Origin of the sequence: Ruania alkalisoli (genome assembly GCF_014960965.1) — a bacterium.
GTDB lineage: Bacteria > Actinomycetota > Actinomycetes > Actinomycetales > Beutenbergiaceae > Ruania > Ruania alkalisoli.
In genome coordinates this window covers 2049331-2074922 of the sequence record NZ_CP063169.1, presented here as the reverse complement: position 1 = coordinate 2074922, position 25592 = coordinate 2049331, and the positions used below count along the sequence as shown (strand labels likewise).

Annotated in this window: 23 protein-coding genes; 7 read left to right on the top strand and 16 right to left on the bottom strand. The window is 67.1% G+C overall.

The features are described 5' to 3' along the window. Positions 1–30: 30 nt before the first annotated feature. The 6 genes from IM660_RS09105 to uvrC form a co-directional block, all read right to left on the bottom strand. A complete protein-coding gene (locus IM660_RS09105; RefSeq protein WP_193498997.1) occupies positions 31–1230 on the bottom strand; it encodes a phosphoglycerate kinase in 1200 nt (399 codons plus the stop codon). Between the two features lie 88 nt (positions 1231–1318). Beyond that, entirely contained in the window at positions 1319–2326 is a 1008-nt protein-coding gene (gap, locus tag IM660_RS09100; protein WP_193498996.1) for a type I glyceraldehyde-3-phosphate dehydrogenase, read from the bottom strand. A gap of 191 nt (positions 2327–2517) precedes the next feature. Beyond that, complete coding sequence (gene whiA / locus IM660_RS09095; protein ID WP_193498995.1) at positions 2518–3498, bottom strand: DNA-binding protein WhiA; 981 nt, start codon at positions 3496–3498, stop codon at positions 2518–2520. A gap of 17 nt (positions 3499–3515) precedes the next feature. After that, positions 3516–4541, bottom strand: a complete 1026-nt coding sequence (locus IM660_RS09090; protein WP_193498994.1) for a gluconeogenesis factor YvcK family protein — start codon at positions 4539–4541, stop codon at positions 3516–3518. Beyond that, entirely contained in the window at positions 4538–5476 is a 939-nt protein-coding gene (rapZ, locus tag IM660_RS09085) for an RNase adapter RapZ (protein ID WP_193498993.1), read from the bottom strand. The genes IM660_RS09090 and rapZ overlap by 4 nt, the downstream gene beginning before the upstream one ends. A gap of 101 nt (positions 5477–5577) precedes the next feature. Next, a complete protein-coding gene (uvrC, locus tag IM660_RS09080) occupies positions 5578–7560 on the bottom strand; it encodes an excinuclease ABC subunit UvrC (protein WP_193498992.1) in 1983 nt (660 codons plus the stop codon). Between the two features lie 33 nt (positions 7561–7593). Between uvrC and IM660_RS09075 the strand changes: the two genes are divergently transcribed. Continuing rightward, the gene (locus IM660_RS09075; RefSeq protein ID WP_193498991.1) at positions 7594–8076 is read left to right on the top strand and encodes an OsmC family protein; all 483 of its coding nucleotides are present in this window, start codon (positions 7594–7596) and stop codon (positions 8074–8076) included. A 98-nt stretch (positions 8077–8174) separates the two neighbouring features. On the opposite strand, the gene uvrA is transcribed toward IM660_RS09075, so the two are convergent. After that, positions 8175–11135, bottom strand: a complete 2961-nt coding sequence (gene uvrA, locus IM660_RS09070) for an excinuclease ABC subunit UvrA (protein ID WP_193499317.1) — start codon at positions 11133–11135, stop codon at positions 8175–8177. Positions 11136–11225: 90 nt separating this feature from the next. Here uvrA and IM660_RS09065 point away from each other — a divergent pair, with 90 nt between their 5' ends. The 3 genes from IM660_RS09065 to IM660_RS09055 are packed head-to-tail and all read left to right on the top strand — an operon-like array spanning position 11226 to position 12651. After that, the gene (locus IM660_RS09065; RefSeq protein WP_193498990.1) at positions 11226–11636 is read left to right on the top strand and encodes a VOC family protein; all 411 of its coding nucleotides are present in this window, start codon (positions 11226–11228) and stop codon (positions 11634–11636) included. Next, a complete protein-coding gene (locus tag IM660_RS09060) occupies positions 11633–12328 on the top strand; it encodes an MBL fold metallo-hydrolase (RefSeq protein WP_193498989.1) in 696 nt (231 codons plus the stop codon). The genes IM660_RS09065 and IM660_RS09060 overlap by 4 nt, the downstream gene beginning before the upstream one ends. A 26-nt stretch (positions 12329–12354) precedes the next feature. Continuing rightward, the gene (locus IM660_RS09055; protein WP_193498988.1) at positions 12355–12651 is read left to right on the top strand and encodes a YciI family protein; all 297 of its coding nucleotides are present in this window, start codon (positions 12355–12357) and stop codon (positions 12649–12651) included. 117 nt (positions 12652–12768) lie between these two features. On the opposite strand, the gene IM660_RS09050 is transcribed toward IM660_RS09055, so the two are convergent. The 6 genes from IM660_RS09050 to IM660_RS09025 all read right to left on the bottom strand — a co-directional run bounded on the left by IM660_RS09050 (position 12769) and on the right by IM660_RS09025 (position 19165). Then, complete coding sequence (locus IM660_RS09050; RefSeq protein ID WP_193498987.1) at positions 12769–13833, bottom strand: TerC family protein; 1065 nt, start codon at positions 13831–13833, stop codon at positions 12769–12771. Positions 13834–14091: 258 nt separating this feature from the next. Beyond that, positions 14092–14967 (bottom strand): carbohydrate ABC transporter permease, encoded by an 876-nt coding sequence (locus IM660_RS09045; RefSeq protein ID WP_193498986.1) that lies wholly within the window; start codon positions 14965–14967, stop codon positions 14092–14094. After that, complete coding sequence (locus IM660_RS09040) at positions 14964–15986, bottom strand: carbohydrate ABC transporter permease (protein WP_193498985.1); 1023 nt, start codon at positions 15984–15986, stop codon at positions 14964–14966. Before IM660_RS09040 ends, IM660_RS09045 begins: the two co-directional genes overlap by 4 nt. Continuing rightward, positions 15983–17410 carry an N-acetylglucosamine/diacetylchitobiose ABC transporter substrate-binding protein gene (ngcE, locus tag IM660_RS09035; protein WP_193498984.1) on the bottom strand — a complete coding sequence of 476 codons (1428 nt, stop codon included), beginning with the start codon at positions 17408–17410 and terminating at the stop codon, positions 15983–15985. Before ngcE ends, IM660_RS09040 begins: the two co-directional genes overlap by 4 nt. Before the next feature lie 87 nt (positions 17411–17497). Continuing rightward, entirely contained in the window at positions 17498–18253 is a 756-nt protein-coding gene (locus IM660_RS09030; RefSeq protein ID WP_193498983.1) for a sugar isomerase domain-containing protein, read from the bottom strand. A 48-nt stretch (positions 18254–18301) separates the two neighbouring features. Further along, positions 18302–19165 carry a MurR/RpiR family transcriptional regulator gene (locus tag IM660_RS09025; RefSeq protein ID WP_246465229.1) on the bottom strand — a complete coding sequence of 288 codons (864 nt, stop codon included), beginning with the start codon at positions 19163–19165 and terminating at the stop codon, positions 18302–18304. 87 nt (positions 19166–19252) lie between these two features. Here IM660_RS09025 and IM660_RS09020 point away from each other — a divergent pair, with 87 nt between their 5' ends. Then, entirely contained in the window at positions 19253–20269 is a 1017-nt protein-coding gene (locus IM660_RS09020; RefSeq protein WP_193498982.1) for an N-acetylglucosamine kinase, read from the top strand. Between the two features lie 17 nt (positions 20270–20286). On the opposite strand, the gene uvrB is transcribed toward IM660_RS09020, so the two are convergent. After that, the gene (gene uvrB, locus IM660_RS09015; RefSeq protein WP_193498981.1) at positions 20287–22374 is read right to left on the bottom strand and encodes an excinuclease ABC subunit UvrB; all 2088 of its coding nucleotides are present in this window, start codon (positions 22372–22374) and stop codon (positions 20287–20289) included. A 38-nt stretch (positions 22375–22412) separates the two neighbouring features. Here uvrB and IM660_RS09010 point away from each other — a divergent pair, with 38 nt between their 5' ends. After that, positions 22413–23159 carry an alpha/beta hydrolase gene (locus IM660_RS09010; protein ID WP_246465228.1) on the top strand — a complete coding sequence of 249 codons (747 nt, stop codon included), beginning with the start codon at positions 22413–22415 and terminating at the stop codon, positions 23157–23159. Positions 23160–23264: 105 nt separating this feature from the next. Beyond that, positions 23265–23693: an OsmC family peroxiredoxin gene (locus tag IM660_RS09005; RefSeq protein WP_193499314.1), complete on the top strand. Its 429-nt coding sequence runs from the start codon at positions 23265–23267 to the stop codon at positions 23691–23693. 4 nt (positions 23694–23697) lie between these two features. On the opposite strand, the gene coaE is transcribed toward IM660_RS09005, so the two are convergent. Further along, positions 23698–24927, bottom strand: a complete 1230-nt coding sequence (coaE, locus tag IM660_RS09000; protein WP_193498980.1) for a dephospho-CoA kinase — start codon at positions 24925–24927, stop codon at positions 23698–23700. Next, on the bottom strand, positions 24924–25571 hold the full coding sequence (locus IM660_RS08995; protein WP_246465226.1) for a pyroglutamyl-peptidase I: 648 nt from the start codon (positions 25569–25571) through the stop codon (positions 24924–24926). Before IM660_RS08995 ends, coaE begins: the two co-directional genes overlap by 4 nt. Positions 25572–25592: the final 21 nt, after the last annotated feature.

Genomic DNA, 25592 nt, shown 5'->3' with positions numbered 1-25592 from the left:
CTGGCCTTTCCGTGATCTGTCGTCGGCCGGTCAGTCGGCGAGAACGTCGATGCCGGGGAGTGTCTTGCCCTCGAGGTACTCCAGCGACGCACCGCCGCCGGTCGAGATGTGGCTGAAGCCGGCCTCGTCGAAGCCGAGCTGGCGCACTGCTGCCGCAGAGTCACCGCCACCGACGATCGTGAACGCACCGCCTGCGGTCGCCTCGATCATCGCCTGCGCGACGGCCTTGGTGCCGCCCGCGAAGGCGGGGAACTCGAACACACCCATGGGGCCGTTCCATACGACGGTCTTGGCATCGGCGATCGAGGCAGCAAAGGCTGCAGCGGCGTCCGGTCCGATGTCCAGGCCCATCTGATCGGCGGGGATCGCATCCACCGCCACCACGGTTGCCGGGGAGTCGGCAGCGAACGCCGGGGCCACGACGATGTCGGTGGGGAGCACGATCTCGACGCCCCGGTCGGCAGCGGCGGCGAGGTAGCCCTTCACGGTCTCGATCTGGTCCGCCTCGAGCAGCGAGGAGCCGACGGAGTAGCCCTGTGCGGCGAGGAAGGTGAAGACCATCCCGCCACCGATGAGGAGCCGGTCAGCCTTGGTCAGCAGGTTCTCGATCACACCCAGCTTGTCGGAGACCTTCGAGCCTCCGAGCACGACAGCGTAGGGGCGCTCGGGACTCTCGGTAGCCCGACTCAATGCCTCGATCTCGGTCTGTACCAGTCCGCCGACCGCGTGCGGCAGCTCCAGCGCGACGTCGTAGACGCTGGCCTGCTTGCGGTGGACGACACCGAAGCCGTCGGAGACGTAGGCATCGGCGAGAGCCGCCAGGTCGTCAGCCAAGGACGCGCGCTCGGCGTCGTCCTTCGAGGTCTCGCGGGCGTCGAAGCGGATGTTCTCCAGCAAGACGACGTCCCCGGGCTCCATCGCAGCGACCGCGGACCGAGCACCCTCACCGACGGTGTCGGAGGCGAGCGTGACGTGGGAGCCGAGCAGCTCGCCCAGTCGCTGGGCCACGGGCGCCAGCGAGAAGGCGGGGTCCGGGGAGCCCTTGGGCCGCCCGAGGTGAGCGGTGACGACCACCTTGCCTCCCGCCGCGGCGAGGCGACGGATGGTGGGCAGCGCAGCGCGGATGCGGCCGTCGTCGGTAATGGTGGTGCCATCGAGTGGCACGTTGAAGTCGGAACGGACGAGGACGCGTTTGCCGCGCAGCTCGCCGAGGTCATCGATGGTCTTCATGGGTCTCCCTCGTCAACCGGGCAGGACTCGGCGCACGACCGCGCCCGCGTACTCGCTGAGCACGCGGGCGCGGATCATGAGCGCTTGGTCAGAGCTTCTCGCCGACGTAGACGGTCAGGTCCACGAGACGGTTGGAGTAGCCCCACTCGTTGTCGTACCAGGACACGACCTTCACCTGGTCACCGATCACCTTGGTCAGACCGGAATCGAAGATGCTCGACGCAGGATCCGTGACGATGTCGGTGGAGACCAGCGGGTCGTCCGAGTAGACCAGGATGCCCTTGAGTGCCTCGGTGGCAGCGGCTTCCTTGATCGCAGCGTTGACCTCGTCCACGGTCACCTCACGGGAGGCGGTGAAGGTGAGGTCGGTGGCCGAACCGGTCGGCGTCGGCACGCGCAATGCGTACCCGTCCAGCTTGCCGGCCAGGTGCGGCAGCACGAGCGAGACGGCCTTCGCTGCACCCGTGGAGGTGGGCACGATGTTGAGGGCGGCGGCGCGTGCGCGGCGTGGGTCCTTGTGCGGGCCGTCCTGCAGGTTCTGGTCGGCGGTGTAGGCGTGCACCGTCGTCATCAGGCCACGCACGATCCCGAACTTCTCGTCCAGCACCTTGGCCAGCGGTGCCAGGCAGTTGGTGGTGCAGGAGGCGTTCGAGATGATGTGGTGGTTGGCCGGGTCGTAATCGGTGTGGTTCACACCGATGACGAAGGTGGCGTCCTCGTTCTTCGCCGGAGCGGAGATGATGACCTTCTTCGCACCGGCGTCCAGGTGGGCCTTGGCCTTCGTGGCATCGGTGAAGATCCCGGTGGACTCGATAACGATGTCCGCGCCGAGCTCGCCCCACGGCAGCGCGGACGGGTCGCGCTCGGCGAGCGCCTTGAAGGTCTTGTTGCCGACCGTGATGGACGTCTCGTCGAAGGACACCGACTGGTCGAGCTTGCCGAGAATCGAGTCGAACTTCAGCAGGTTGGCGAGTGCCTCGTTGCTGGTGAGGTCGTTGACACCGACGATCTCGATGTCAGCTCCGCTGGCCAGGACGGCGCGGAAGAAGTTTCGTCCGATGCGGCCGAAGCCGTTGATACCGACGCGGATGGTCACGTTTTCCTCCTGGCGCGCTCGCTGCGCGCATAGCGTCTGGGGTTTCGGGGATTCGCGTGTCGCGAGGTCGGCCGCACCGAGGGCGACCGGGGAGGTCCGGTCCCGACGTGCGGGCGCGTACCTCGCCAGTAGTCAACGGTACACCCGCCACGGGCAAAGGGGCGCCCACTTGGTCTACCGATGAGTGACGTTCACATATCGAGCATGTCCTGGGTGAGGTTGCTCTCGGTGTCCGGGACCCCGAGCTCGCTGGCGCGCTTGTCAGCCATGGCCAGTAGACGCCGGATCCTTCCGGCGACCGCATCCTTGGTCAGCGGCGGCTCAGAGAGCTGCCCAAGTTCCTCCAGGCTGGCTTGTTTGTGCTCGAGACGCAGTGTTCCGGCCTGGCGTAGATGATCCGGCATCTCGTCCCCGAGGATCTCAAACGCGCGCTCCACACGCGCCCCTGCCGCGACGGCTGCCTGCGCGGAACGACGCAGATTGGCGTCGTCGAAGTTCGCGAGCCGGTTCGCGGTACCGCGGACCTCACGCCGCATCCGGCGCTCCTCCCACGCCAGGACCGCATCGTGAGCTCCCATACGCGTGAGCATGGCACTGATCGCATCACCATCGCGGATCACCACCCGGTCGACGCCCCGTACTTCACGGGCCTTGGCCTGGATGCCGAGCCGCCGGGCCGCGCCGACGAGCGCCAGGGCCGCCTCCGGGCCCGGGCAAGTAACCTCCAGGGCCGAGGACCGGCCCGGCTCTGTCAGCGAGCCATGGGCAAGGAACGCCCCTCGCCAGGCCGCGACGGCGTCGCCGATGCTGGAGTTCACCACGTGCGGCGGCAGTCCACGCACGGGCCGCCCACGAGCGTCCAGCAGACCCGTCTGCCGGGCAAGCTGCTCCCCCCCGGCCACGACCCGCACCACATACCTGTTGCCGCGGCGCAGGCCACCACCGGAGACGACGATCACTTCACTGGCGTGCCCGTAAACCTCCTGGATCGCCTGCCGCAGGCGACGGGCTGTGATGCCTGCATCGACCTCCGCCTCCACCACCGGCCGTCCGGCGATGATGTGCAGCCCACCCGCGAAGCGAAGGGTTGCAGCGACCTCAGCCTTCCTGGCGGAGAGCTTGTCGATCTTCAGACGGGCCAGCTCGTCTTTCACGTCGGCGGTCAGAGACATGAGCGCCATCCTGCCATTCATCCTGACCTCTCCCCTACGTCGCCAAGGAACTGTTCGAACGCGTCACGATAGGCCCCCGCGAGCCGGAGCGTGTCGTGACGCGCAGTGCCATCGCCCTCACTGACTTGCCGGAGCAGCAGCTGCGCGCCGGCCGTGGCGGCACACGTCGCGAGATCGTCGATATCCTCCACGGCCGTCGGGTCTGCGACCACCACGTCCAGACGAAGGTCAGGGGCCAGATCGTGCAGCGATCGCAGATGATCCGCGGCGCTGAACCCGGAGGTCTCACCCAGTTGGGCCGAAAGATTGAGGGTGAGACCGATGCGCGCCGACGTGGTGTGCAACGCCTCGGCAAGCTCAGGCACCAGTAGGTGCGGCATCACGGATGTGTACCAGGATCCTGGACCCAGGATCACCCAGTCGGCATCCATGACAGCGGCCACCGCCTCCGGATGCGCTGGCGGTTCACTCGGGATCAGGCGGACCCGCTCCACCCGGCCGGCCGTCACCGCTACCCGGCTCTGACCGCGGACCAGAGCACGGTGGGCGTACTCGCCGCTACCATGCACGACGTCCGCCTCAATATTCAGTGGTACCGCCGCCATGGGTAGCACCCGGCCCTTCGCGCCGAGGAGCTGGCCGATGAGATCCAAGCCGGCGACTTGGTCGCCGAGCAGCTCCCACACGGTCGCGATGAGCAGGTTACCGACAGCATGACCGTCGAGGGAACCCGCTGAGCTGAAGCGGTGTTGCAGGACATCCCGCCACGTGTGACCCCAGTCGGTCTCGTCGCACAAGGCGGACAGTGCCATCCGCAGATCGCCGGGGGGTAGCACGCCGAGCTCCTGGCGCAGCCGCCCGGACGAGCCACCATCGTCAGCGACCGTCACGACGGCGGTGAGCGCCGTCGTGACGTGCCTCAGGGCGCCGAGCGTGGCAGCCAGGCCGTGGCCGCCGCCGAGCGCCACCACGCGAGGGCGCCGTTCCCGGCCGCTGTATCCCGCTGTGGGGTGCCATCCGGTGGGAGGTGTGAGCAGACTCATTCGCGGCCCAGATCCCGGTGCACCGTCCGTACAACGCGGCCCTGGCCGCGCAATGCTGTCGCGATGGCCTCGGAGATGGCGACTGACCGATGCTTGCCTCCTGTGCATCCGACCGCGATCGTCACATAGGGCTTCTGCTCCTGGACGTACCCGTCGAGCACCGGTTCGATCGCCGCCACCCACCGGCGCACGAACTCCTCGGCGCCCGGCAAACCGAGGACGTAGTCGCGTACCGGTTCGTCCTTGCCGGTCAGGTGCCGCAGCTCGCTCACCCAGTACGGGTTTCTCAGGAATCGCACATCCACGACGTGATCGGCATCGAGCGGGAGGCCGTACTTGAACCCGAAGGAGACAGTCGTGATGCGCAGGTCGGCCTGGACGTCAGTGGCCACCAGATCGCGGACGGCACGGGCGAGGTCATGCACGGAGAGGTCGCTGGAGTCCAGGGTCACGTCAGCACGAGATCGCAGGTGCGCCAGCAGCCGGCGTTCTTCGGCGATGCCGTCCAGCATCCGTCCGTCGCCTTGGAGGGGATGAGGCCGTCGCACCTGCTCGAAACGCCGCACCAGCACCTCGTCCGTTGCGTCGAGAAAGACGATGCGATAGCTGATCTGGGCACTGCGCAGATCGTCGAGCACCTGGACCAGGTCGGAGAAGAACTCCCGTGAGCGCACGTCCACCACGGCCGCCAGCCGGCGCACGCCACCGTCGGCCTGGGTCATCATCCCGGCCAGAGCCATGAGCATCTTGGGTGGCAAGTTGTCCACGACGTACCAGTCGAGGTCCTCCAGTACTGCCGCGGTGCGGCTTCGTCCGGCACCGGACATGCCGGTGATCAGCAAGATCTCCGGCCGGTCGTCGACCGGGGGCGGTGCGCTCTCCTCCAGCAGTGGAATGCCGTAGGGCACCGTCGTGGGCTGATCCGGGTCGGTCACGTCGTGGTCCTCATCTCCCCGCCTCGCTCACTCATGGTCCAAGGATGGCACGTGGGCGCTGGTTGCGCCGAGGGGTCCGGCCCCACGGACGTCGACCCGCGTCACGACTGCTGCAGGTGAGCAGCGATCGCCTGCGCGAGCGCCGGTCCGATGCCGCGCACACGTGCGATCTCCTCCGGCTCCGCCTCGCGTAGCGCCCGGACCGAGCCGAACTCCTTCAGCAGGGCCGACTGCCGACTCGGTCCCAGACCCGGAACAGCATCCAGTGCCGACCGGGTCATCCCTTGGCCGCGCCGCTTGCGATGGTGTGTGATGGCGAACCGGTGCGCCTCATCTCGCAGCCGTTGCAGGAGGAACAGTCCGTCGCTCGTGCGCGGGAGTACCGCAGGGTAGTCCTCCCCGGGTAGCCAGACCTCTTCAAGCCGCTTCGCGAGGCCGACGACGGAGACGTCGGTGATGCCGAGGTCCGCCAGCGCCTGGTGCGCCGCTGCGACCTGGGGAGCTCCGCCGTCGACGACCACAAGCTGCGGAGGGTAGGCGAACCGGCGCTTCTCGCGGCGTCCGGCAGAACCTGCCTCGACCTGCTCACCGTCCTCGACGGCGTCGAGCTCATCGGCGCTCATCCCGTCTCGTTCGGCAAGATAGCGGCGGAAACGTCGGGTCAGCACCTCGTTCATGGCCTCGGTGTCGTCTCGTGCACCGTGGCCCTCGGGTCCACGCACCACGAAGTGGCGGTACTCGCTCTTTCGAGGGACGCCGTCCTCGAAGACCACCATCGAGCCGACCTGCTCGGTGCCGGCGGTGTGGGAGATGTCATAGCACTCGATCCGCAACGGTGACTCCGGCAGCCCCAGATGCTCGGTGAGCTCGGACAAGGCCGCCGACCGGGCCGTCAGATCTCCCGCACGCCGGGTCTTATGCAAAGCCAGAGCCTGCGTCGCATTCTGGTGCACGGTCTCGGCCAGGGCTCTCTTGTCCCCGCGCTGGGCCACGTACACGCGAACGGCGGCACCGCGGATCCCCCGCAGCCACGCCTCGATCTCGGTGTGGTTCTCCGGCAGCACCGGGACGACGACCTCTTTCGGGACGGCTTCGGTCCCGACGGCGACATCGGTGCCGGCTTCCTCTGCTGTGCCGGCAGTCTCGGCCAGGTCACCGTAAACCTGTTCCAGCAGACGTTCGACCAGTTCGGCATCGCTGATGTCTTCCACACGTTCGGTCACCCAACCGCGCTGGCCGCGGATGCGTCCGCCCCGGACGTGAAAGACCTGCACGGAGGCCTCGAGCTCGTCGGCGGCCATCGCGAAGACGTCGGCGTTCGTGCCGTCGGGCAGCACGACGGCGTTCTTCTCCACCACTCGCCGCAACGCGGCGAGATCGTCCCGTAGCCGGGCCGCGCGCTCGAAGTCGAGCTCGGCCGACGCCTGCTTCATCTCCTGCTCGATGTGGGTCACGGCACGGCCGGTCTCCCCCGCCATGAAGGAGCAGAAGTCCTCCGCGAGATCGCGATGCTCCTCCGGACTGATCCGCCCGACGCACGGGGCCGAGCACTTGTCGATGTAGCCCAGCAGGCACGGGCGCCCGGTCTGCTCGGCTCGTTTGTAGACGCCCTTGGAACAGGACCTGATGGGGAAGACGCGCAGCAGCAGGTCCACGGTCTCCCTGATCGCCCAGGCGTGCGAGTAGGGGCCGAAGTACCGGGTGCCTCGACGCTTCTTACCGCGCATCACCTGCACCCGCGGGATCTCCTCACCCATGGTGACGGCGAGATAGGGGTAGGACTTGTCGTCGCGGTACTTGACGTTGAACCGGGGGTCGTACTCCTTGATCCAGGAGTACTCGAGTGCGAGCGATTCCACTTCGGTCGCGACGACCGTCCACTCCACGGATGCCGCTGTGGTCACCATCTGGGCGGTGCGAGGGTGGAGCGCTGCGACGTTTTGGAAGTAGTTGCTCAGGCGCGCCCGCAGATTCTTCGCCTTGCCGACGTAGATCACCCTACGGTGGGCGTCCCGGAACCGGTAGACCCCCGGCGAGGTAGGGATTTCACCCGGGCTCGGGCGGTACGTGGAAGGGTCGGCCATGCCGACCAGGGTAGTTCGCGCTAGCGTTGCTCCATGGGACCCCTGCACACGTATCAAGTCAACGTCGACTGGACCGGAGCCGGTGAGACGGGCACCGAGTCCTACACCTCCTACGGCCGTGACCACATCGTCACGATCGAGGGAAAGCCGGACCTTCCCGGCTCGGCCGATCCGGCCTTCCGTGGCGACAACACCCGCTACTCACCGGAGGAGTTGTTCGTCGCGGCACTCTCCCAGTGTCATCTGTTGTGGTTTCTTCACCGCGCCGCCGTGGCCGGAGTGGTCGTGACGGGGTATACCGACCGTGCCACCGGCACGATGCGGGTGGAGACTGCCGGCGCGGGGCAGTTCACGGAGGTGACGTTGCACCCACGCGTGACGGTCGCCCACGACGTCGGTGAGGAGGTCATCGCCGACTTGCACCAGCAGGCCCACGACCACTGTTTCATCGCCCGGTCGGTGAACTTCCCGGTGCGGCATGTCCCGGCGACCACCCGGATCGCCGCACCCGCGTAGCGCCGACCGCTACACCCCCGCCCGACCGCCACACCCCCGCCCGACCGTCGAATGCGGCTCGCGACTGTCGACTGCGGCTGTGATGTGCGCGTGTGCGCCTAGGCGCTCTCACGCTTGGCCCGGGCGGCCTTCGCCGACCGTCGCGCCGAACGCGCCTTGGGCTTGCCCAGCGGAGCCACCGCAGTGACTGGACGTAGCGCCGGAACCGCATCGGTACCCAGGATCTCGGCGAGGAAGCGCCCCGTGTGCGAGGCATCGACACGCGCAACCTCCTCAGGGGTTCCCTCGGCCACGACCATTCCGCCGCCAGAGCCACCTTCGGGACCCATGTCGATGACCCAGTCGGCATTCTTGATCACGTCGAGGTTGTGCTCGATCACGATCACGGTGTTGCCCTTCTCCACCAGCCCCTGCAACACGGCCATCAGGCGGCTGATGTCCTCGAAGTGCAGTCCTGTGGTGGGCTCGTCGAGGACGTAGACCGTGCGGCCGGTCGAACGCTTCTGAAGCTCCGAGGCGAGTTTGACGCGCTGGGCCTCGCCGCCGGAGAGAGTCGGCGCAGGCTGGCCCAGGCGGACGTAACCCAGACCGACGTCGACCAGTGTGTGCAGGTGCCGGGCGATGGCCGGGACGGCAGAGAAGAACTCGGCTGCCTCCGAGATGGGCATGTCCAGCACCTCGGCCACGGTCTTGCCCTTGTAGTGCACTTCGAGTGTCTCCCGGTTGTACCGGGCACCGTGGCACACCTCACAGGGAACGTACACGTCCGGGAGGAAGTTCATCTCGATCTTCAGCGTGCCATCGCCCGAGCAGGCCTCGCAGCGTCCTCCCTTGACGTTGAAGGAGAACCTGCCTGGGGTGTACCCACGGACCTTCGCCTCCTGTGTCTGAGCGAAGAGCTTGCGCATGTGGTCCCATACGCCGGTGTAGGTTGCTGGATTCGACCGTGGTGTGCGGCCGATCGGGCTCTGATCGACGTGGACGACCTTGTCGAGTTGTTCCAGGCCGGTGACGCGCTTGTGCCGGCCGGGCACGTGCTTGGCGCCGTTGAGCTCGTTGGCAAGCACGTTGTAGAGGATGCCGTTCACGAGCGTCGACTTCCCTGAACCTGACACGCCGGTCACTGCCGTGAGGGTTCCCAGCGGGAAGGAGACGTCCACGCCTTGCAGGTTGTTCTCCCGTGCGCGGTGGACCGTGACCCAGCGGCCCTTCTCCGGCTGACGACGGTGGCTGGGGATGGCGATGCTGCGCCGTCCTGCCAGATACGCACCAGTGAGCGACGCCTCGGATGCGAGCAGTCCCGCGTAGTCCCCGGAGTGGACGATGTGGCCACCGTGCTCTCCGGCACCGGGGCCGATGTCCACGATCCAGTCGGCCGACCGGATCGTGTCCTCGTCGTGTTCGACCACGATGAGCGTGTTGCCGAGGTCACGCAGGCGGGTGAGCGTCTCGATGAGACGGCGGTTGTCACGCTGGTGCAGGCCGATACTCGGTTCGTCCAGCACGTAGAGCACACCGACGAGGCCGGAGCCGATCTGGGTGGCGAGGCGGATGCGTTGCGCTTCGCCGCCGGAGAGCGTTCCGGCCGGGCGTGCCAGCGAGAGGTAGTCGAGGCCCACGTCGAGCAGGAACCCGAGGCGAGCGTGGATCTCCTTGAGTACCTGGCCTGCGATCGCGGCCTCCCGCTCCCCCAGTTCCAGCCCGTCGAGGAAGCGCTTCGCCTCGTCGATGGCCAGGAAGCAGACATCAGCGATCGACTTGCCGCCCACCGTGACGGCGAGCACCTCGGGCTTGAGCCGTGCGCCCTGGCAGGTCGGGCACGGCACCTCGCGCATGTACTCCTCGTACTTCTCCCGCGACCACTCCGACTCTGTCTCGGAGTGGCGCCTCTGCAGGAAGGAGATCACGCCCTCGAAGCCGGTCGAGTACGACCGCTCCCGACCCCACCGGTTCTTGTACCGGACGTGCACCTTGTGGTCCTTACCGTGCAGCACGGCTTCCTTGGCACGCGCCGGTAGCGCCCGCCACGGGGTGTCGACGGAAAAGCCGAGATCCTCCCCCAGCGCCACCAGCACCCGGTCGAAGTACTGCGCGTTCGCACCCGCCCACGGTGCCACCGCTCCCTCGGCGAGCGTGAGGTCGTCATCGGGGATCACCAGTTCCGGGTCTACCTCCAGGCGCGTCCCGATCCCGGTGCAGTCCGGGCATGCTCCGTAGGGGGCGTTGAAGGAGAACGTCCGTGGCTCCATCTCCTCCAAGGCGAGCGGGTGATCGTTCGGGCAGGCCCGTTTTTCGGAGAAGCGACGTGTGCGCTCCGGATCCTCGGGGTCGAGGTCGACGAAATCGGCCACGACCAGTCCCTCCGCCAGGCCGAGCGCGGTCTCCACCGAGTCCGTGAGTCGCTGGCGGATGTTCTCCCGCACGACGAGTCGGTCGACCACCACGTTGATGGTGTGCTTGAGCTTCTTCTCCAGCACGGGCGGCTCACTGAGTTGCACGAGCTCACCATCGACGATGGCGCGTGCGAATCCTCGCGACTGCAGATCCTTGAACAGATCGGCGTACTCCCCCTTGCGCCCGCGCACCACCGGAGCTAGCACCTGGAAGCGTGTGCCCTCCGGCTTGGCTCGCAACCGGTCGACGATCTGCTGCGGGGTCTGGGCCACGATCTGTTCGCCGCACTGGGGACAATGCTGGGTACCTGCGCGCGCGAACAGCAAGCGCAGGTAGTCGTACACCTCGGTGATCGTTCCGACGGTCGATCGCGGGTTCCGGTTGGTCGACTTCTGGTCGATCGACACCGCAGGCGACAGGCCCTCGATGAAGTCCACGTCGGGCTTGTCCATCTGGCCGAGGAACTGGCGCGCGTAGGCGGACAAGGACTCGACGTATCGCCGCTGCCCCTCGGCGAATATCGTGTCGAAGGCAAGCGATGACTTCCCGGACCCCGAGAGTCCGGTGAACACGATGAGGCCGTCACGGGGCAGGTCGATGCTGACGTTCTTGAGGTTGTGCTCGCGGGCGCCGCGCACGAGGAGGGTGTCACTCACGCCCGCCATGGTAAGCCGCACTACCGACATCGTACAAGCGTTCGACACTCTTCGTGTGCGATCACACGCATGTCGGTGGCTGGTGCCAGACTCTCTGTCATGGACCAACGCCTGAGCCTCATCACTCTCGTCGTCGCCGATCTCGACGTCTCCCGCGCCTTCTACATCGATGGGCTCGGCTGGCAGGCCGAGGTCGATGTCCCCGGAGAGGTGCTGATGATCCGCATCGGGGACCACCTGCTGTTGTCGCTATGGCACCGTGATCACGCCGAGGCCGAGATCGGCCCCGTCTCCCGTACGGGCACTCCCCCGATCACGCTCGCCCACAATGTGGCCGAACCTACAGAGGTCGACAGCATTCTCGAACTCGCTGAAGGTGCCGGCGCCCGGATCGGTCAGGCGGCGTGGCGTAGCTGGGGCGGGTATTCCGGCTACGTCATCGACCCGGACGGGTTCCGGTGGGAGGTTGCGGTCAACCCCACCGAGTTGGGTGAGAGCCTGCTGCCATGACGGCTGGTCTCGCCGAGGGCCCCGATCCGGTGATCCCGGCACACGTCGAGCAAGGCGGCGCCGGTCTGTGCTGGCGGCGCGGTGACGTCGAGATCCGTAAGGCCAGCGTTTCCCCGCAGGACAACAACACCTACCTGTTCACCGATCGCGAACTCGGTGAACAGCTCCTGATCGACGCCGCCGACGATTCCGAGCGCGTGCTCAGCCTTGTCGAGGCAGCCCGTCCCGGCGGTCGCCTCACGAGCGTGGTCACCACGCATCGCCACTGGGACCACCATCGCGCGCTACCGCAGGTGATCGCGGCCACGGGCGCCGCTGTCCTCGCCGGCGCTCCCGATGCCGACCACCTCCCTGTGCCCGTCACGCGCCGACTGCGCCACGGCGAGCTGATCGAAATCGGCAAGTTCCACCTGACGGTGATCGGGCTACGCGGTCACACGCCCGGTTCTGTCGCTCTGGCGTGGCAGGATCCCGACGGCGTGACATGGCTCTTCAGCGGCGACAGCCTTTTCCCCGGTGGTCTCGGAAGAACCCGCTCCGCTGAGGATTTCCAGACGTTGTTCACCGACGTCTCCAGTCGCGTCTTCGACGTCTTCGACGACTCCACACTGGTCCACCCGGGGCACGGGGATAGCACCACGCTCGGTGCCGAGCGCCCTCACCTTCCCGCCTGGCGGGCACGAGGGTGGTGATCGAGCGCCACAGGTACGCTGCACGCATGAGGACATTCGCCGTCGAGTACGTCTACGACACCACGCGGACCGCCGACATCGATGCACTCCGGCCCGAGCATCGCGAGTTCCTGAACGGACTTGCCGCGGAGGGTACGGTGCTCGCGTCCGGGCCGTGGCTGGACAATGCCGCACCGGGCGCTCTGCTGCTGGTCTCGGCCGAGGACGACGCCCAGGTCAAGCAGATCCTGGACGCCGACCCCTTCCACCGCGCCCACCTGATCTCCCACCGCAAGGTCCGGGCATGGAACCCCGTGATCGGAGTCCTCGCAGCCCGGACCTGACGGCGAACACGTCGCCCGCGCACCGTCCCGCACAGAGCCAGTCCTGCACAGAGCAGTCGGCCACTGTCACAAGGCCCCACCGTGCACGCCGCTCCCTCAGGCAGAACGCTGAGAGATTCAGCGGTACAGGTCACCCAACGACGAGCGGGGCTCGCCATCGTCCTCGCCGACCGCCGTCGACGCTTCTTCCGCTGCTGCCGTGACCTCGACCGCCGTAGCGGACCTGCGACCGGCCAGCAGTGAGGTCACGGTGGTCACTGTCAGGATGCCGACGATCACGATCAGGGAGACGTAGGTGTTGACCTCCGGGATCACGTGCCACTCCTGCCCACCGTTGATGAACGGCACCTCGTTCTCGTGCAGGGCGTGGATCACCAGCTTGGCCCCGATGAAAGCGAGGATCGCGGCCAGTCCGTAGTTGAGGTAAACGAGGCGGTCGAGCAGGCCGTCGATGAGGAAGTACAGCTGCCGCAGGCCGAGCAGCGAGAAGGCGTTGGCCGCGAAGATCAGGAAGACCTCCTGGGTGAGGCCGAAGATCGCCGGGATGGAGTCGACGGCGAACAGGATGTCGGCGCTGCCGATGGCGAGGATCACGATGAACATCGGCGTCACGTGCATCCGGCCGGAGGAGCGGGTGAACATCTTGTCGTCGACGTAGCCCTCCGTCGTCGGGAAGACGCGGCGCACCAGCCGCAATGCGGCGTTCTCCTTGAACTCCTCGTCTTCCTCCGACTTTCTCACCTGCGTGATGGCCGTGTAGATGAGGAAGGCCCCAAAGATGTAGAACACCCAGGCAAACTCATTGACGATCGCGGCGCCGAGCACGATGAACAGGGTGCGCAGCACAAGCGCGATCACGATCCCGATCAGCAGCACCTTCTGCTGATACTTCCGCGGTACGCGGAAGCTCGCCATGATCAGCACGAACACGAACAGGTTGTCCACCGAGAGCGACTTCTCCGTGATGTAGCCGGAGAAATACTGGAGCCCGTAGTCCGATCCCCACTCGAGCAGGACGAATCCACCGAATACGAGCGCGATCAGCACGTAGCCGGCCGACCACAGGCCCGCCTCCTTCAGCGACGGTGCGTGCGCTTTGCGCACATGGCCCATGAAGTCGACGACGAGCATTGCGACGATGAGACCAACGGTGGCCAGCCATGCCCAGAGTGGGACATCCATACGAAAACCTCCGGTGAGTTGGGTGTGCACCGGAGGTCTCCCCCACCGCTGGTGGGCCGATGACGCCGAGACGAACTGGCTCGCCTGTACTGACGACGTCACCGCTTAAGGGGTACTCCCCTCCTTCGACAAAGGGTAGCAGCATGTGGCCGGGTACAGAGAGCGCACCCGGCCACATGTCGATCCTCGCGGAGTGCCATTCCGCCGCCCTCCGCGCATTGTCGCGCGGTCGGACGGCGGGCCCGGCACCTCAGAGGCCTACTTCATCGTGCCCTGACTGACCGAGCCTTGCAGCTGACGCTGGAAGACGATGTAGGCGATCAGCACCGGCACGATCGTCACGACGGCCGCAGCGAACATCGCTCCGAAGTCGACGGCGTAACCTGCCGAGGAGATGAAGCTGGCCAGCACCTGGGCCAGGACCCAGTTGTCGCGGTCAGTGTTCAGCGCCACCGGAAGCAGGAACTGGTTCCACAGTCCGAGGAAATTGAAGATCGCGACCGAGGCCATGCCCGGACGGGCCATCGGCAGCATCACCTGGAAGAAGGTGCGCCACTCCCCCGCTCCGTCGATCGCCGCCGCTTCACTGATCTCCCCCGGCAGGCCGCGGAAGAATGAGTAGAGAAAGAAGACGGTGAACGGAAGGGCGAAGGAGACGTAGGTGACGATCAGCCCCGGAAGCGTCCCGAGGAGGCCGAGGTTCTGCAGCACGAAGAACAGCGGCACGATCGCGAGGAAGACCGGGAAGGTCAGCCCTGCGAGCATCAGGTAGTAGATCGCCCGGCGCCCGAAGAACTCGAACCGTCCCAGTATGTAGGCGCACATCGACCCGAGCAGCATCACCAGCACCAAGGCAGTGCCGACGACGATGATCGTGTTGATGAACGCGTCGCCCAACCCCGAATCCACCCAGGCGTTGGCGTAGTTCGTGAAGCTCCACTCGGCCGGAAGCCCGAACGGCGAGGCGAAGATCTCGCTCGAGGTCTTGAACGAGCTGAGCAACGTCCACAGCATCGGTGCGATCACCAGCACGCACCAGAACACCAGGGCGCCATGCGAGACGACTGCGACAGGACGATCGCCCTTCGCCGGTACGGTCTTGCGGACTGTCCGCTGCGTCGTAGCGGTACTCATGAGGCACCTCCATCGTCCTTGCCGCCGGTCAGACGGTTCACCGTGAACACCAAGGCGGCGAACACCAGTGTGACCAGTGCGATCACCACACCCATGGCGCTGGCATAGCCGAACTTGCTCTCGGTGAACGCCGTGCGGAACAGCTGCTGCGACATGACCAGGGTGGAGCTGTCTGGCCCACCCTGGGGGTTGAGAGCCTGCATGTAGACATAGGCATCGAGCGCCATGATGCCGATGTAGATGTAGGCGGTCTGCACGTTGTCGCGGATGAGCGGCAACGTGATCGACCAGCTCATCCGAGCTCGCCCAGCACCGTCCAGACGGGCAGCCTCGTAGGTCTCGGCGGGGATGCCCTTGATTGCGGCAATGAACAGCAGCATGTAGAAGCCGACAAAGCCCCACACGATCACGAAGATCGAGGCAGGCATCGCGGTGGTCACGTTGCCGAGCCAGGCGAAGGACTCGAACTGGTCGAGTCCCAGACCGGTCAGCACACCGTTGACCAGACCACTGCTCGGGTCCAGGATCAACCGCCAGATCAGGCCGATCGCGATCCCGGGGATGACGTACGGGAAGAGCGAGACCACCCGGTAGAACCCGGCACCCTTGACGCCACGGATCTGCCCGCGGCCAGCGCCACCGATCGTGATCAGGATCGCGAAGATGAGCGCGATCGTCAGCGTGACGAACGGCACCACCAGCCCCAGCACCACGCTGTTGCCCACCGCGTTGGTGAACCGTGGGTCCTGGGCGAGGGTGATGAAGTTCTGCAGCCCGACGAATTCCTGCTCCGGGGAGAACCCCGACCAGTTCGTCAGCGAGTAGTACCCGGCCTGGATGAACGGGTTGATGACGAAGATCAGGAACAGGGCGAGCGGCAGCCCGAGGAAGACGATGAAGAAGGTGATCCGGTCCAGCGTCCACTTCCGGCGCCGCCCCCTACGGGGCCCGGGAACGGGCCCCGTAGGAGTGGTCTGGTTCGGCGGCTGCCCGTCGATGACCGAGCCGGAGAGGGTCATGAGACCTCGACCTTGTCGATCGTGTCATCCTCCCGGATCCGATCGGTGATCGCCTGGAGCTCGCTCGTGAGGTCGGCCACCGACTTGCTGCCGTCAAGGAAGGAGTTCCAGATCGGCAGCTGCTCGGGGTTCATTCCGTAGGTGTTGACGAAGTTGAAGGTGAAGATGCTCTCCCCGGCTGCCGAGAGCAGGTCGGTCTGGGAGACCAGGGCCGTGGAGCCGAACCCGTCAGCCGGCACCGTGTCGCGCACGATGGTGGGAGCGAGCTTCGTCGCGGCGAAGTTCTCGGCCGACTCCTTCGAGAGCATGATCCTCAGCAGCTCCTTGCCCGCGGCGGTGTTGCCGTCGGAGGGAACGATGAACGGCTCACCCGCCGTGGAGTGCAGCGCGTCCGCCCCCAGCGCCGGGCTCGAGGTCAGGCTCATCGAGGAGATGCCCTTCATCTCGAAGCCCTCGGTGGTCTGGTCACGCATCTCGTTCTCGATCCAGGATCCCGAGGGGTAGAGCAGGAACTCCTGCGTGTTGGACCACTGCGCCTGAGCAGCCGTGAACTGGGTGCCGGAGCCGCCGGGCTTGAAGTAGCCGGCGTCGACGGCCTCCTTCATCGCTGCGAAGACGCCCTGGATCGCGTCCTGCGACCAGCAGTCGGCCTCCAGGTTCTCCAGCGCCAGCCGGACCTCGTCGCCCCCTTCCTTGATCGCGGACTCGATCGCCAGCGTCTGGTAGTAGGTGGCAGCCTCGGTGCCCCAGCCGAACAGGTACAGGTCCTGCTCCTTCGCCGCGGCTCCGAGTTCCAGGGCCTCGTCCCACGTGGTGGGCGGGGTCCAGCCGTTCTCCTCGAACAGGCTGGATGAGTACCACACGCCATAGACCGTCAGGACGTAGTTGATGGCGGCGAGCTTGTCCCCGTAGGTGCTCGGGGCCAGCACACCGTCGTACAGCGTGTCGCGGATCGTGGTGCCCTCGAGGTTGGGGGCATCGATCACATCGTTGAGGTCCTCGAGCTGGTCGAGGATCGCGTTGAAGCCGATCGAGCCGGCTCCGGAGTTGTCCACGAGGTCGGGCGGGTTGCCGCCCACGAACCGCGGCTGCAGCTCGGTGGCGATCTGGGTGGACGGGGACACCTCGACCGAGGATCCCTCGTGGGTCTCGGCGAGGATGTCAGCGGCGAACTCGACGTAGTCGACGCCGTAGCCACCATCAAAGATGACGGCGTCGACGGTGGTGTTCTCGGCCATGCCGAAGGGGTTGTCGGCCGAAGTCTCGCCGCCCGGCTCCTCGCCGCCGTCAGTGGTCTCTTCGTCGCCGCCACCTCCGGTGGCGCAGGAGGCAAGGGTGACACCGAGGGGCAGGCTGGCCGCGGTGATGATTCCACCGCGGAGTACGGTCCGGCGGTCGGGGGTGGTGGTGAGCTTGGCATTCATGTCGTCGTCGACCTTTCTGTGGTGGGGGTACTGGATGGTGCAGTGATAACAGGACGAGCGGCCACGCGCATCCCGCGTGCGGCCCGCTCAGCCGGATCGCCGGATCCGGCCGCGGTAACGCTCTTCGAGTGCATGGTTGTGCTCGTCACCTCCTGGTGAGTTGGCTGAGATGTACAGCGGCGGGACGGATCCCGCGGCAAGCATGCGCTCGGTCACACCGAGCGTGAGTGCCTGGGCGATGAACGCGGCGGTCAGCGACGAGACGGCGCCGGCACCGTACTTCTCACCGAGGGTGAGCGTCGCGTCACCAAACGGCGCGAGATTGTCGAGGACCACGTCAGCCACGTCCGCGAGGCGCTGACCGCTCGGGTGCTTGGGCGGCACCGCCATCGTGTGTTCCATACTCGTGACCGCGATGACCTTGTGGCCACGCTCCTTCACCGCCAGGGCGAGTCCGACGATGGATCCGTTGACGCCCGAGTTGGAGGCAATCACGAACACGTCCTCCGGGTGCAGCGGCGAGGCCGCCAGCAGCTCCGCAACGATGTCCGGGTCACGCTCCATCGTCGCGCCCTCGAGGTCGGCTACCGAACGCTCGCCGTGCAGGACGACATCGCGCAGCGCGATGCGAGTGGTGGGGATCAGCCCACCGGCCCGTCCGGCGATCTCCATCGCGAAAGCCTCGGAGTGGCCGGTACCGAACGCCTGAATGACGCCACCAGCTTCGAGAGCGTTCACGAGCAGATCGACCGCTGGGTCGAACGTCCCGTCGGCTGCCCGCTGCGCGAGCGTGTCCAGTCGACCAGCCACCTCGCGGTGGAAGTCGGCAACGGTAGAGATCATCGGGTTCCTCTCGTTCTTTCGGGTGAAGGGCGAGACATCACGACCGGGTCAGTCCGGACGACGTCGAGCCGCCACCGCGTCGGCGGATGCGGCAATCTTGGCGGCAGCACCGCTGTAGTCCTGCTGCGCGACGATCAGGTAGAGGACGTCGAGCACGAACAGCTGTGAGTGCTTGGCGGAAAGGTCGGCCGGATGCAGGTACTGCTCCGGGACCGAGGCGAGCAGGCTGAGATCAGCGAGCTGCGCGAGCGGCGAGGAAGGAAAGCTCGTGATGGCGACCGTGAATGCCCCGGATCGCTGGGCGCGGGCGAGCATGTCGATGGTCTCGCGCGTGCGGCCACTGTTGGAGATTCCGATGGCGGTGGTCTGGGGGCCTTGGATGGAGGCGCTCGCCAAGCCGGCGTGAACGTCACCCCAGGAGTGGGCGTTCACGCCGATCCGGTAGAGGCGCGTACGCATCTCGTCGGCCATTGCGAAACTGCCGCCAGTGCCGTAGATGTCGAGATGGTCGGCTGCGGCGATTCGCAGGGCCACCTGTGTGACCGCGTCGAGGTCGAGCACGTCCGCGGTGGCCCGCAAGGAACGCACATGGGCGTTGAGCAGGGCCCGCAGGACGTCGTCCGGGGAGTCGTCCGGATCGAGCGTGCGCCCCATCTCGATCCGCCATCCCTCGGCGTCGGAATCATCACCGCGGCCCGAGTCAGTGGCCACACCGACGCGGAACTGCACGTAGCCCGGGTACCCCAGCTGGCGGCAGAACCTCGTGACCGTCGCGGGCGAGGTACCGGCGCGGTCGGCCAGCTCAGTGATCGACAGCTCCAGCGGCGCGCTCGGGTCGTCCAGCACGACATCGGCGATCTTGCGCATCGCCGCGGACATCAATGCCCGGTTGGCGTGGATACGCTCAGTCACCCGGAGGTTCCGGTCGACCTCCGTCACCGTGCTCGCCACTGAAAATCCCTCTCGCTTGTTCGCCGAAGTACGTGAAAGGTATTCTCAGTGTCGACGTTCGTCAAGCGTCTCGGAGGAATCGTGACCAACTGTTATCTCGGCATCGACGCCGGCGGCACGTCCACACGTGCTGCACTCGTACTGCCCGACGGCACCTGCCTCGGAACCGGACGGGCCGGATCCGGCAATCCGATCAGTGCAGGGCCGGAGCTCGCCGCACAGAATGTGCTGACCGCGAGTCAGGCTGCGCTGGCGAACGCCGGCGCCGAGCCGTCGCTGCTCGCTGACGGTATCGCGGCCATGGCGGGCAGTCGCGTCGCGCGCGAGGCGGACTGGCTCAACGACCCGCTGCACGCGGCCGGCCTCCCGATCTCACTCACACTCGAGCCCGACCTGCTCGCCGCGTTCCTCTCTGCCACCCCTCAGCCCGACGGGTACGCCGTCGTCGCCGGCACCGGCGCGGTAGCCGTCCGGGTGCGGAACTTCGAGCTGGAACGGGTGACCGACGGACTCGGATGGCTCCTCGGTGATGCCGGCTCCGGATTCTGGGTCGGCCACCAGGTCGTCCGGCACGGCCTGGCGGCCCTCGATGGTCGAGCCGATCCCACAGCGCTGACCGATGCGCTGCTGACGGCGCTCGACCTCGATCCGGACGCACCGGCGGAGGTCGAGGGACGTCCCGGTGCCATCCAGCATGCAGTCGATCTGCTCTATACGTGGCGTCCGGTCGAGCTCGCTCAACTGGCACCGATCGCTTTCGAGGCCGCACGTGAAGGCGACGCCACCGCTCGCGCCATCGTCCACGAGGCCGCACTCGCCCTGCGCGCCGCCCTCGCAGCGATGCTCGCCCCGGACATCAGTGGCCCGGTGGTCTTCGGCGGAAGCGTGCTCACGCAGCAGCCCACCGTCGCCGAGATCGTCGGTGCGCAACTGCCGGAGCAGGAACCGATCCTCACCACCGACGGGCTGGTCGGTGCAGCGAACCTCGCGCTCCGCCGAGGCGGAATCACCGTCACCGAAGCAGTGTTCGACCGGTTGACCGAGACGATCGCAGCCCGCCGGTAGCGGTTCAGCGGACTCGCTCAGGCGGTCGCCTGCGTCATCTGCCGCAGCTCCTTCTTCAGGTCGGAGATCTCATCCCGCAACCGGGCGGCGAGCTCGAACTGGAGCTCGTCTGCGGCAGCGAGCATCTGGTCGTTGAGCTGCTGGATGAGGTCGGCCAGGTCGCTTGCCGCGGCACCGGCAAGCTTCTCCCGTGAACCGCCCGCACCCGCCGAGCGGCTCGTACCCGCCTTGCTCTTCCGGTAGCCGCCCTCGAGCAGTTCCTTGGTGTCGATGTCCTCACGGCTGAGCATGTCGGTGATGTCACCGATCCGCTTGCGCAGCGGGGTCGGGTCGATCCCCATCTCGGCGTTGTATGCGAGTTGCTTCTCCCGGCGCCGGTTGGTCTCCTCGATCGCGTGCTGCATCGAGGGCGTGATCGAGTCGGCGTACATGTGCACCTGGCCCGAGACGTTGCGCGCAGCGCGCCCGATCGTCTGGATGAGGGAGGTGCCAGATCGTAGGAAGCCCTCCTTGTCGGCATCGAGGATGCTGACGAGCGAGACCTCGGGCAGGTCCAGCCCTTCGCGCAGCAGGTTGATCCCGACGAGCACGTCGAAGCTGCCCATCCGCAGTTCGCGGAGCAGCTCCACCCGCCTGAGCGTGTCGACCTCGGAGTGCAAATAGCGCACCTGAACTCCGCGTTCGAGCAGGTAGTCGGTGAGGTCCTCAGCCATCTTCTTCGTCAGCGTGGTCACCAGCACCCGTTCGTCACGCTGGGTGCGCTCGGTGATCTCAGCGAGTAGATCATCGATCTGGCCCTGGGTGGGCTTGACCACGACCTCGGGGTCGATCAGCCCGGTCGGCCGGATGATCTGCTCGACGACCCCGTCGGACTGGCTGAGCTCGTAGTTTCCGGGTGTCGCCGACAGATACACGGTCTGCCCGATCCGTTCCAGGAACTCCTCCCAGCGCAGCGGCCGGTTGTCCATGGCGCTGGGAAGCCGGAATCCGTGATCCACGAGCGTCCGCTTGCGGGACATGTCGCCCTCATACATGGCACCGATCTGCGGCACGGTCACGTGCGACTCGTCGATCACGAGGAGGAAGTCCTCAGGGAAGTAGTCCAGCAGAGTGTTCGGGGCAGTCCCGCCCTCGCGGCCGTCGATGTGGCGGGAGTAGTTCTCGATGCCTGAGCACGAACCGATCTCGCGCATCATCTCGATGTCGTACGTGGTGCGCATGCGCAGCCGTTGAGCTTCCAGCAGCTTGTTCTGGCGCTCCAGCTCGGCCAGGCGCTCCTCCAACTCGGCTTCGATAGACGTGATCGCCCGCTCCATGCGTTCCGGCCCCGCCACATAGTGCGTGGCCGGGAACAGGTAGAGCTCGGACTCGGTGCGTACGACCTCGCCGGTGACCGGGTGGAGCGTGGCCAGGGTCTCGATCTCGTCACCGAACATCTCGATCCGGACCGCCATCTCCTCGTACACCGGGATGATCTCGATGGTGTCGCCACGCACTCGGAACGTACCGCGGGTGAAGGCCATGTCGTTGCGCGTGTACTGCATCGTGACGAACTGGCGCAGCAGGTCATCGCGCTCCACCTGGTCCCCCACCCGCAGCGGCACCATCCGGTCCACGTACTCCTGCGGTGTGCCCAGGCCGTAGATGCACGAGACCGACGCCACCACCACGACATCGCGGCGCGTCAGGAGGTTGTTGGTGGCCGAGTGCCGCAGTCGCTCGACCTCATCGTTGATCGAGGAATCCTTCTCGATGTAGGTGTCCGTCTGCGGGACGTAGGCCTCGGGCTGGTAGTAGTCGTAGTAGGAGACGAAGTACTCGACGGCGTTGTTGGGCAGCAGTTCGCGGAACTCGGTGGCCAACTGGGCCGCGAGGGTCTTGTTCGGCGCCATCACCAGCGTGGGCCGCTGCACTTGCTCGATCAGCCACGCCGTCGTCGCCGACTTCCCCGTCCCCGTCGCGCCGAGGAGGACGACATCCTTCTCCCCCGCCTGCAATCGCTGAGTCAGGTCGGCGATGGCGCTGGGCTGATCTCCCGCCGGCGAGTACTCGGAGATCACCTCGAAGGGAGCGACGGTGCGCTGCAGATCGGTCACGGGACGCATGGGACTACGGTACGCGCCGGGTGTGACATCGTGCCTGCGTGAACACCTCTGGCTCCTCTGCCTCCTCGACGTCCTCTGCGCTCCCCCACCACACCGGTCGGCAGCCGGCCCTGCTGCCCATCGACGATGGTGCCATCGTGTGGACGCTTCCCGCCCGATTCGGCCCTGATGATCTCGCGGCCGCACTCGAGTCCCGCCCGCTGCTGGTCCTGCTGCACGGGTACGGTGCGGACGAGGGCGACCTCACCGGCCTAGCTCCAGAGCTGGTGAGCGACGCCGTCGTGGCCAGCTTGCGGGCCCCGCTCCCGGCGCAGCGTGGCTACGCCTGGTTCCCCATCGAGGACGCGGCATCGGCAGGATCACCGGATCCGGCGATCGCCACGGCCGCCACGGCCGGGGTGCTGGGGTGGCTGGAGCGCGTCCTGGCCATGGCCGGCACACCAGGGCCCATCGGGGTGCTCGGCTTCTCGCAGGGCGGTGCGATGGTGACGCACCTGCTCCGGAACCGCCCGGAACTGTTCCGGTGCGGTGTCGTGCTCTCCGGGTTCCACGTCCCCGGGCCGGTGGCCGGTGACGAGGCGCTCGCGCAGATCCGCCCGCCTGTCTTCTCCGGCTACGGCTCCGCAGACCCGTTGCTGCCGCCCGAGGTCTTCGCGGCCACGACGGCGTTCCTCACCTCGCACACGGCGCTCACCGTCACGGAGTACCCCGGGCTCGGACACGGTGTCTCGACAGCAGAAGTGGCCGCCGTCGCGAGCTTCCTCCGGACGCATCTGACGTCCTGAGCGGTGATTCTCTCGCAGCTACGGGCGGGTGATCGTGCACGCACAGCCGCCGGGAAGGCAGGATGGGTGGTGACCACCACCACTGCCACCTACGGGAGGACACCCATGGCCGTCGTCAGCAACGCCAGTACCGCATGGACCGGGGATCTGTTCAACGGATCCGGCCGCACCACCTTCGACACGTCAGGTCTGGGCACGTTCGACGTGTCCTGGAAGGCCCGCACTGAGCCCGGTGCCGGTACCACGACGCCGGAGGAGCTGATCGCCGCCGCGCACGCCTCCTGCTTCTCGATGGCGTTCTCGAACGAGCTCGCGAGCAACGGGACGCCGCCGGAGTCGGTCAACACCGCCGCCGAGGTGACATTTGAGCCCGGCACAGGCATCACCGGCATCGCACTGACCGTCTCGGCAGTCGTGGCGGGGATCAGCGAGGAGGACTTCCAGCGGATCGCCGCCGCAGCGAAGGACGGTTGCCCGGTCTCCGGTGCTCTCAGGGCCACGCCGATCACGCTCTCGGCCACGCTCGCAGCCTGAGGTGTCACGACGGCGGCGGGTACCAGCCCGTCGCCGTCGCCCAGGCCTGGATCCGGGGCCACGCCTGGTCGAACCAGGGCGCCTTCGCCTCGGCGTAGTCCCGGGTGCTGGTGGTCTGAGCCGCTAGGCGCTGCTTTATCCGGGCGTAGTCCTCCCGCTCAGCGGCAACATCTCGCAGCCAGTCCCGGAACATCAGCGCGAACCGCCAGGCCGGCCCACCTGCGACCCGTACGTGCAGGTTGACGTGACGGCCAGGATCGGCATTGACGTGCAAGCGCTTCTCCCACCCACCATCGGCCAGGGAGTCCTTCGGACTGTCGGTCCACTGGCCCGGCATGGCCGGGAAGCCCGCCGCTGCGAGGCGATCCGCCAGCGCATCGGCGGTGGCCAGATCCTGAACCCCGATCTGCAGGTCCAGCACGTCCTTGGCCACCAGGCCCGGAACGGAGGTGGACCCGATGTGATGCGCCGAGAGCGCAGACTCACCCATAGCCCGCCGGATCCGGGCCAGGAGGTCCTCGGCCTGCATCGTCCAGGTACGTGGCAGGCCCGAATCGGGCACCAGGGCCGCAGCCAGGGGACGCTCCGCCCGTGATCCGGTTCGCAGGTTCTGCGCGTACGGGGCGATCCGGCGCTCCCAGACCCGGTCGACCTGCGCGTGCGTCACCGCCAGCGAGCCACCGTTGTCGATCCAGATGTCAGCCACGCGCCGACGCTCGTCGTCCGTGGCTTGGGCCGCCATGCGAGAGCGTGCGTCCGCAGCCTGCATCCCCCGTGCCGCCAGCCGTTCCAGCCGCACTGGCTCGGATGCGCCGACCACCAGCACCAGATGGTGGTCGGCCGCCAGCCCGTTCTCCACCAGCAGCGGGATGTCGTGCAGCGCCACCCGCCCGGGACTCACGGCGGCGGCACGTTCGGTAGCGGCCCGCCGCACGCGCGGGTGCACGATGGCGTTCAACCGCTGACGGGCGCGGTCGTCCCCGAAAATCTGGCGCGCCAATGCCGGCCGGTCCAACGCTCCGTCCGCGTCCAGCACCTGCTCACCGAACGCCGCCACCACCTCGGCGAGGCCCCTCGTACCGGGAGCGACCGCCTCCCGTGCGAGCACGTCCGCATCGATCACGACGGCGCCCCTCGCCTCCAGCATCCGGGTCACCGTGGATTTACCGGCACCGATGCCGCCGGTGAGACCCACACTCAACGCTGGCGCCCGCGTCGCACTCTCTGCACTCATGAGGTGCTCCCGGCAGGGATCGCCAGTTCGGGCTCACCTGCCAGGGCGACGTCGAGCACGAGACGCAGGCCGCTGGCGAGGACCGAGACACCGAGGACGTCAGCGGGTGGGACGTGAACGAAGCCTGCACACGGGGGGCGACCACCGAGACTGACAGAGGAGACCGACGCGGCCCACGTGCCCAGGTGATACGCCACTGTGTTGCACACATAGGTCCCGGCGGTCATCGACAGCTCGGCGGGGATGCCCGCACCGGCCAGCGCGCTTGCGATGCGCTTGACGGGCAGACTCATCCAGCGGGCAGCGGGGCCATCCTCCAGGACCGGTTCGTCGACCGGCTGTGCGCCGTCATTGTCAGGGATCCGGGCATCGCGCAAGTTCACGGCGAGACGTTCCAGGCTCACCGTGCGGCGTCCACCCGCCAGACCCACACCGACAGCCACGGCGGGCCGGTGCACGCGTAGCAGCTCCTCGAGTTGCTCGCCGGCCCGGCCGTAGGCCACGGGCAGCTCCGCTACGACGAGTTCCTCCTCCCTGTCCCATGCCGTGGCGACCAGGCGCACCGCATCGATGGAGGGATTGGAAGAAGCGTCGTCGAAGGGTTCGAATCCGGTCAGCAACACGGTCGGCGGTCGTTGAGGCACGAGGCCAGCCTATGACGGACG

Bases quoted from the DNA above. Each gene is read 5' to 3' on its own strand.
- IM660_RS09105 (WP_193498997.1), bottom strand. From the start codon at position 1,230: ATGAAGACCATCGATGACCTCGGCGAGCTGCGCGGCAAACGCGTCCTC.
- whiA (WP_193498995.1), bottom strand. From the start codon at position 3,498: ATGTCTCTGACCGCCGACGTGAAAGACGAGCTGGCCCGTCTGAAGATC.
- IM660_RS09090 (WP_193498994.1), bottom strand. From the start codon at position 4,541: ATGAGTCTGCTCACACCTCCCACCGGATGGCACCCCACAGCGGGATAC.
- uvrC (WP_193498992.1), bottom strand. From the start codon at position 7,560: ATGGCCGACCCTTCCACGTACCGCCCGAGCCCGGGTGAAATCCCTACC.
- IM660_RS09075 (WP_193498991.1), top strand. From the start codon at position 7,594: ATGGGACCCCTGCACACGTATCAAGTCAACGTCGACTGGACCGGAGCC.
- uvrA (WP_193499317.1), bottom strand. From the start codon at position 11,135: ATGGCGGGCGTGAGTGACACCCTCCTCGTGCGCGGCGCCCGCGAGCAC.
- IM660_RS09065 (WP_193498990.1), top strand. From the start codon at position 11,226: ATGGACCAACGCCTGAGCCTCATCACTCTCGTCGTCGCCGATCTCGAC.
- IM660_RS09060 (WP_193498989.1), top strand. From the start codon at position 11,633: ATGACGGCTGGTCTCGCCGAGGGCCCCGATCCGGTGATCCCGGCACAC.
- IM660_RS09055 (WP_193498988.1), top strand. From the start codon at position 12,355: ATGAGGACATTCGCCGTCGAGTACGTCTACGACACCACGCGGACCGCC.
- IM660_RS09050 (WP_193498987.1), bottom strand. From the start codon at position 13,833: ATGGATGTCCCACTCTGGGCATGGCTGGCCACCGTTGGTCTCATCGTC.
- IM660_RS09045 (WP_193498986.1), bottom strand. From the start codon at position 14,967: ATGAGTACCGCTACGACGCAGCGGACAGTCCGCAAGACCGTACCGGCG.
- IM660_RS09040 (WP_193498985.1), bottom strand. From the start codon at position 15,986: ATGACCCTCTCCGGCTCGGTCATCGACGGGCAGCCGCCGAACCAGACC.
- ngcE (WP_193498984.1), bottom strand. From the start codon at position 17,410: ATGAATGCCAAGCTCACCACCACCCCCGACCGCCGGACCGTACTCCGC.
- IM660_RS09030 (WP_193498983.1), bottom strand. From the start codon at position 18,253: ATGATCTCTACCGTTGCCGACTTCCACCGCGAGGTGGCTGGTCGACTG.
- uvrB (WP_193498981.1), bottom strand. From the start codon at position 22,374: ATGCGTCCCGTGACCGATCTGCAGCGCACCGTCGCTCCCTTCGAGGTG.
- IM660_RS09005 (WP_193499314.1), top strand. From the start codon at position 23,265: ATGGCCGTCGTCAGCAACGCCAGTACCGCATGGACCGGGGATCTGTTC.
- coaE (WP_193498980.1), bottom strand. From the start codon at position 24,927: ATGAGTGCAGAGAGTGCGACGCGGGCGCCAGCGTTGAGTGTGGGTCTC.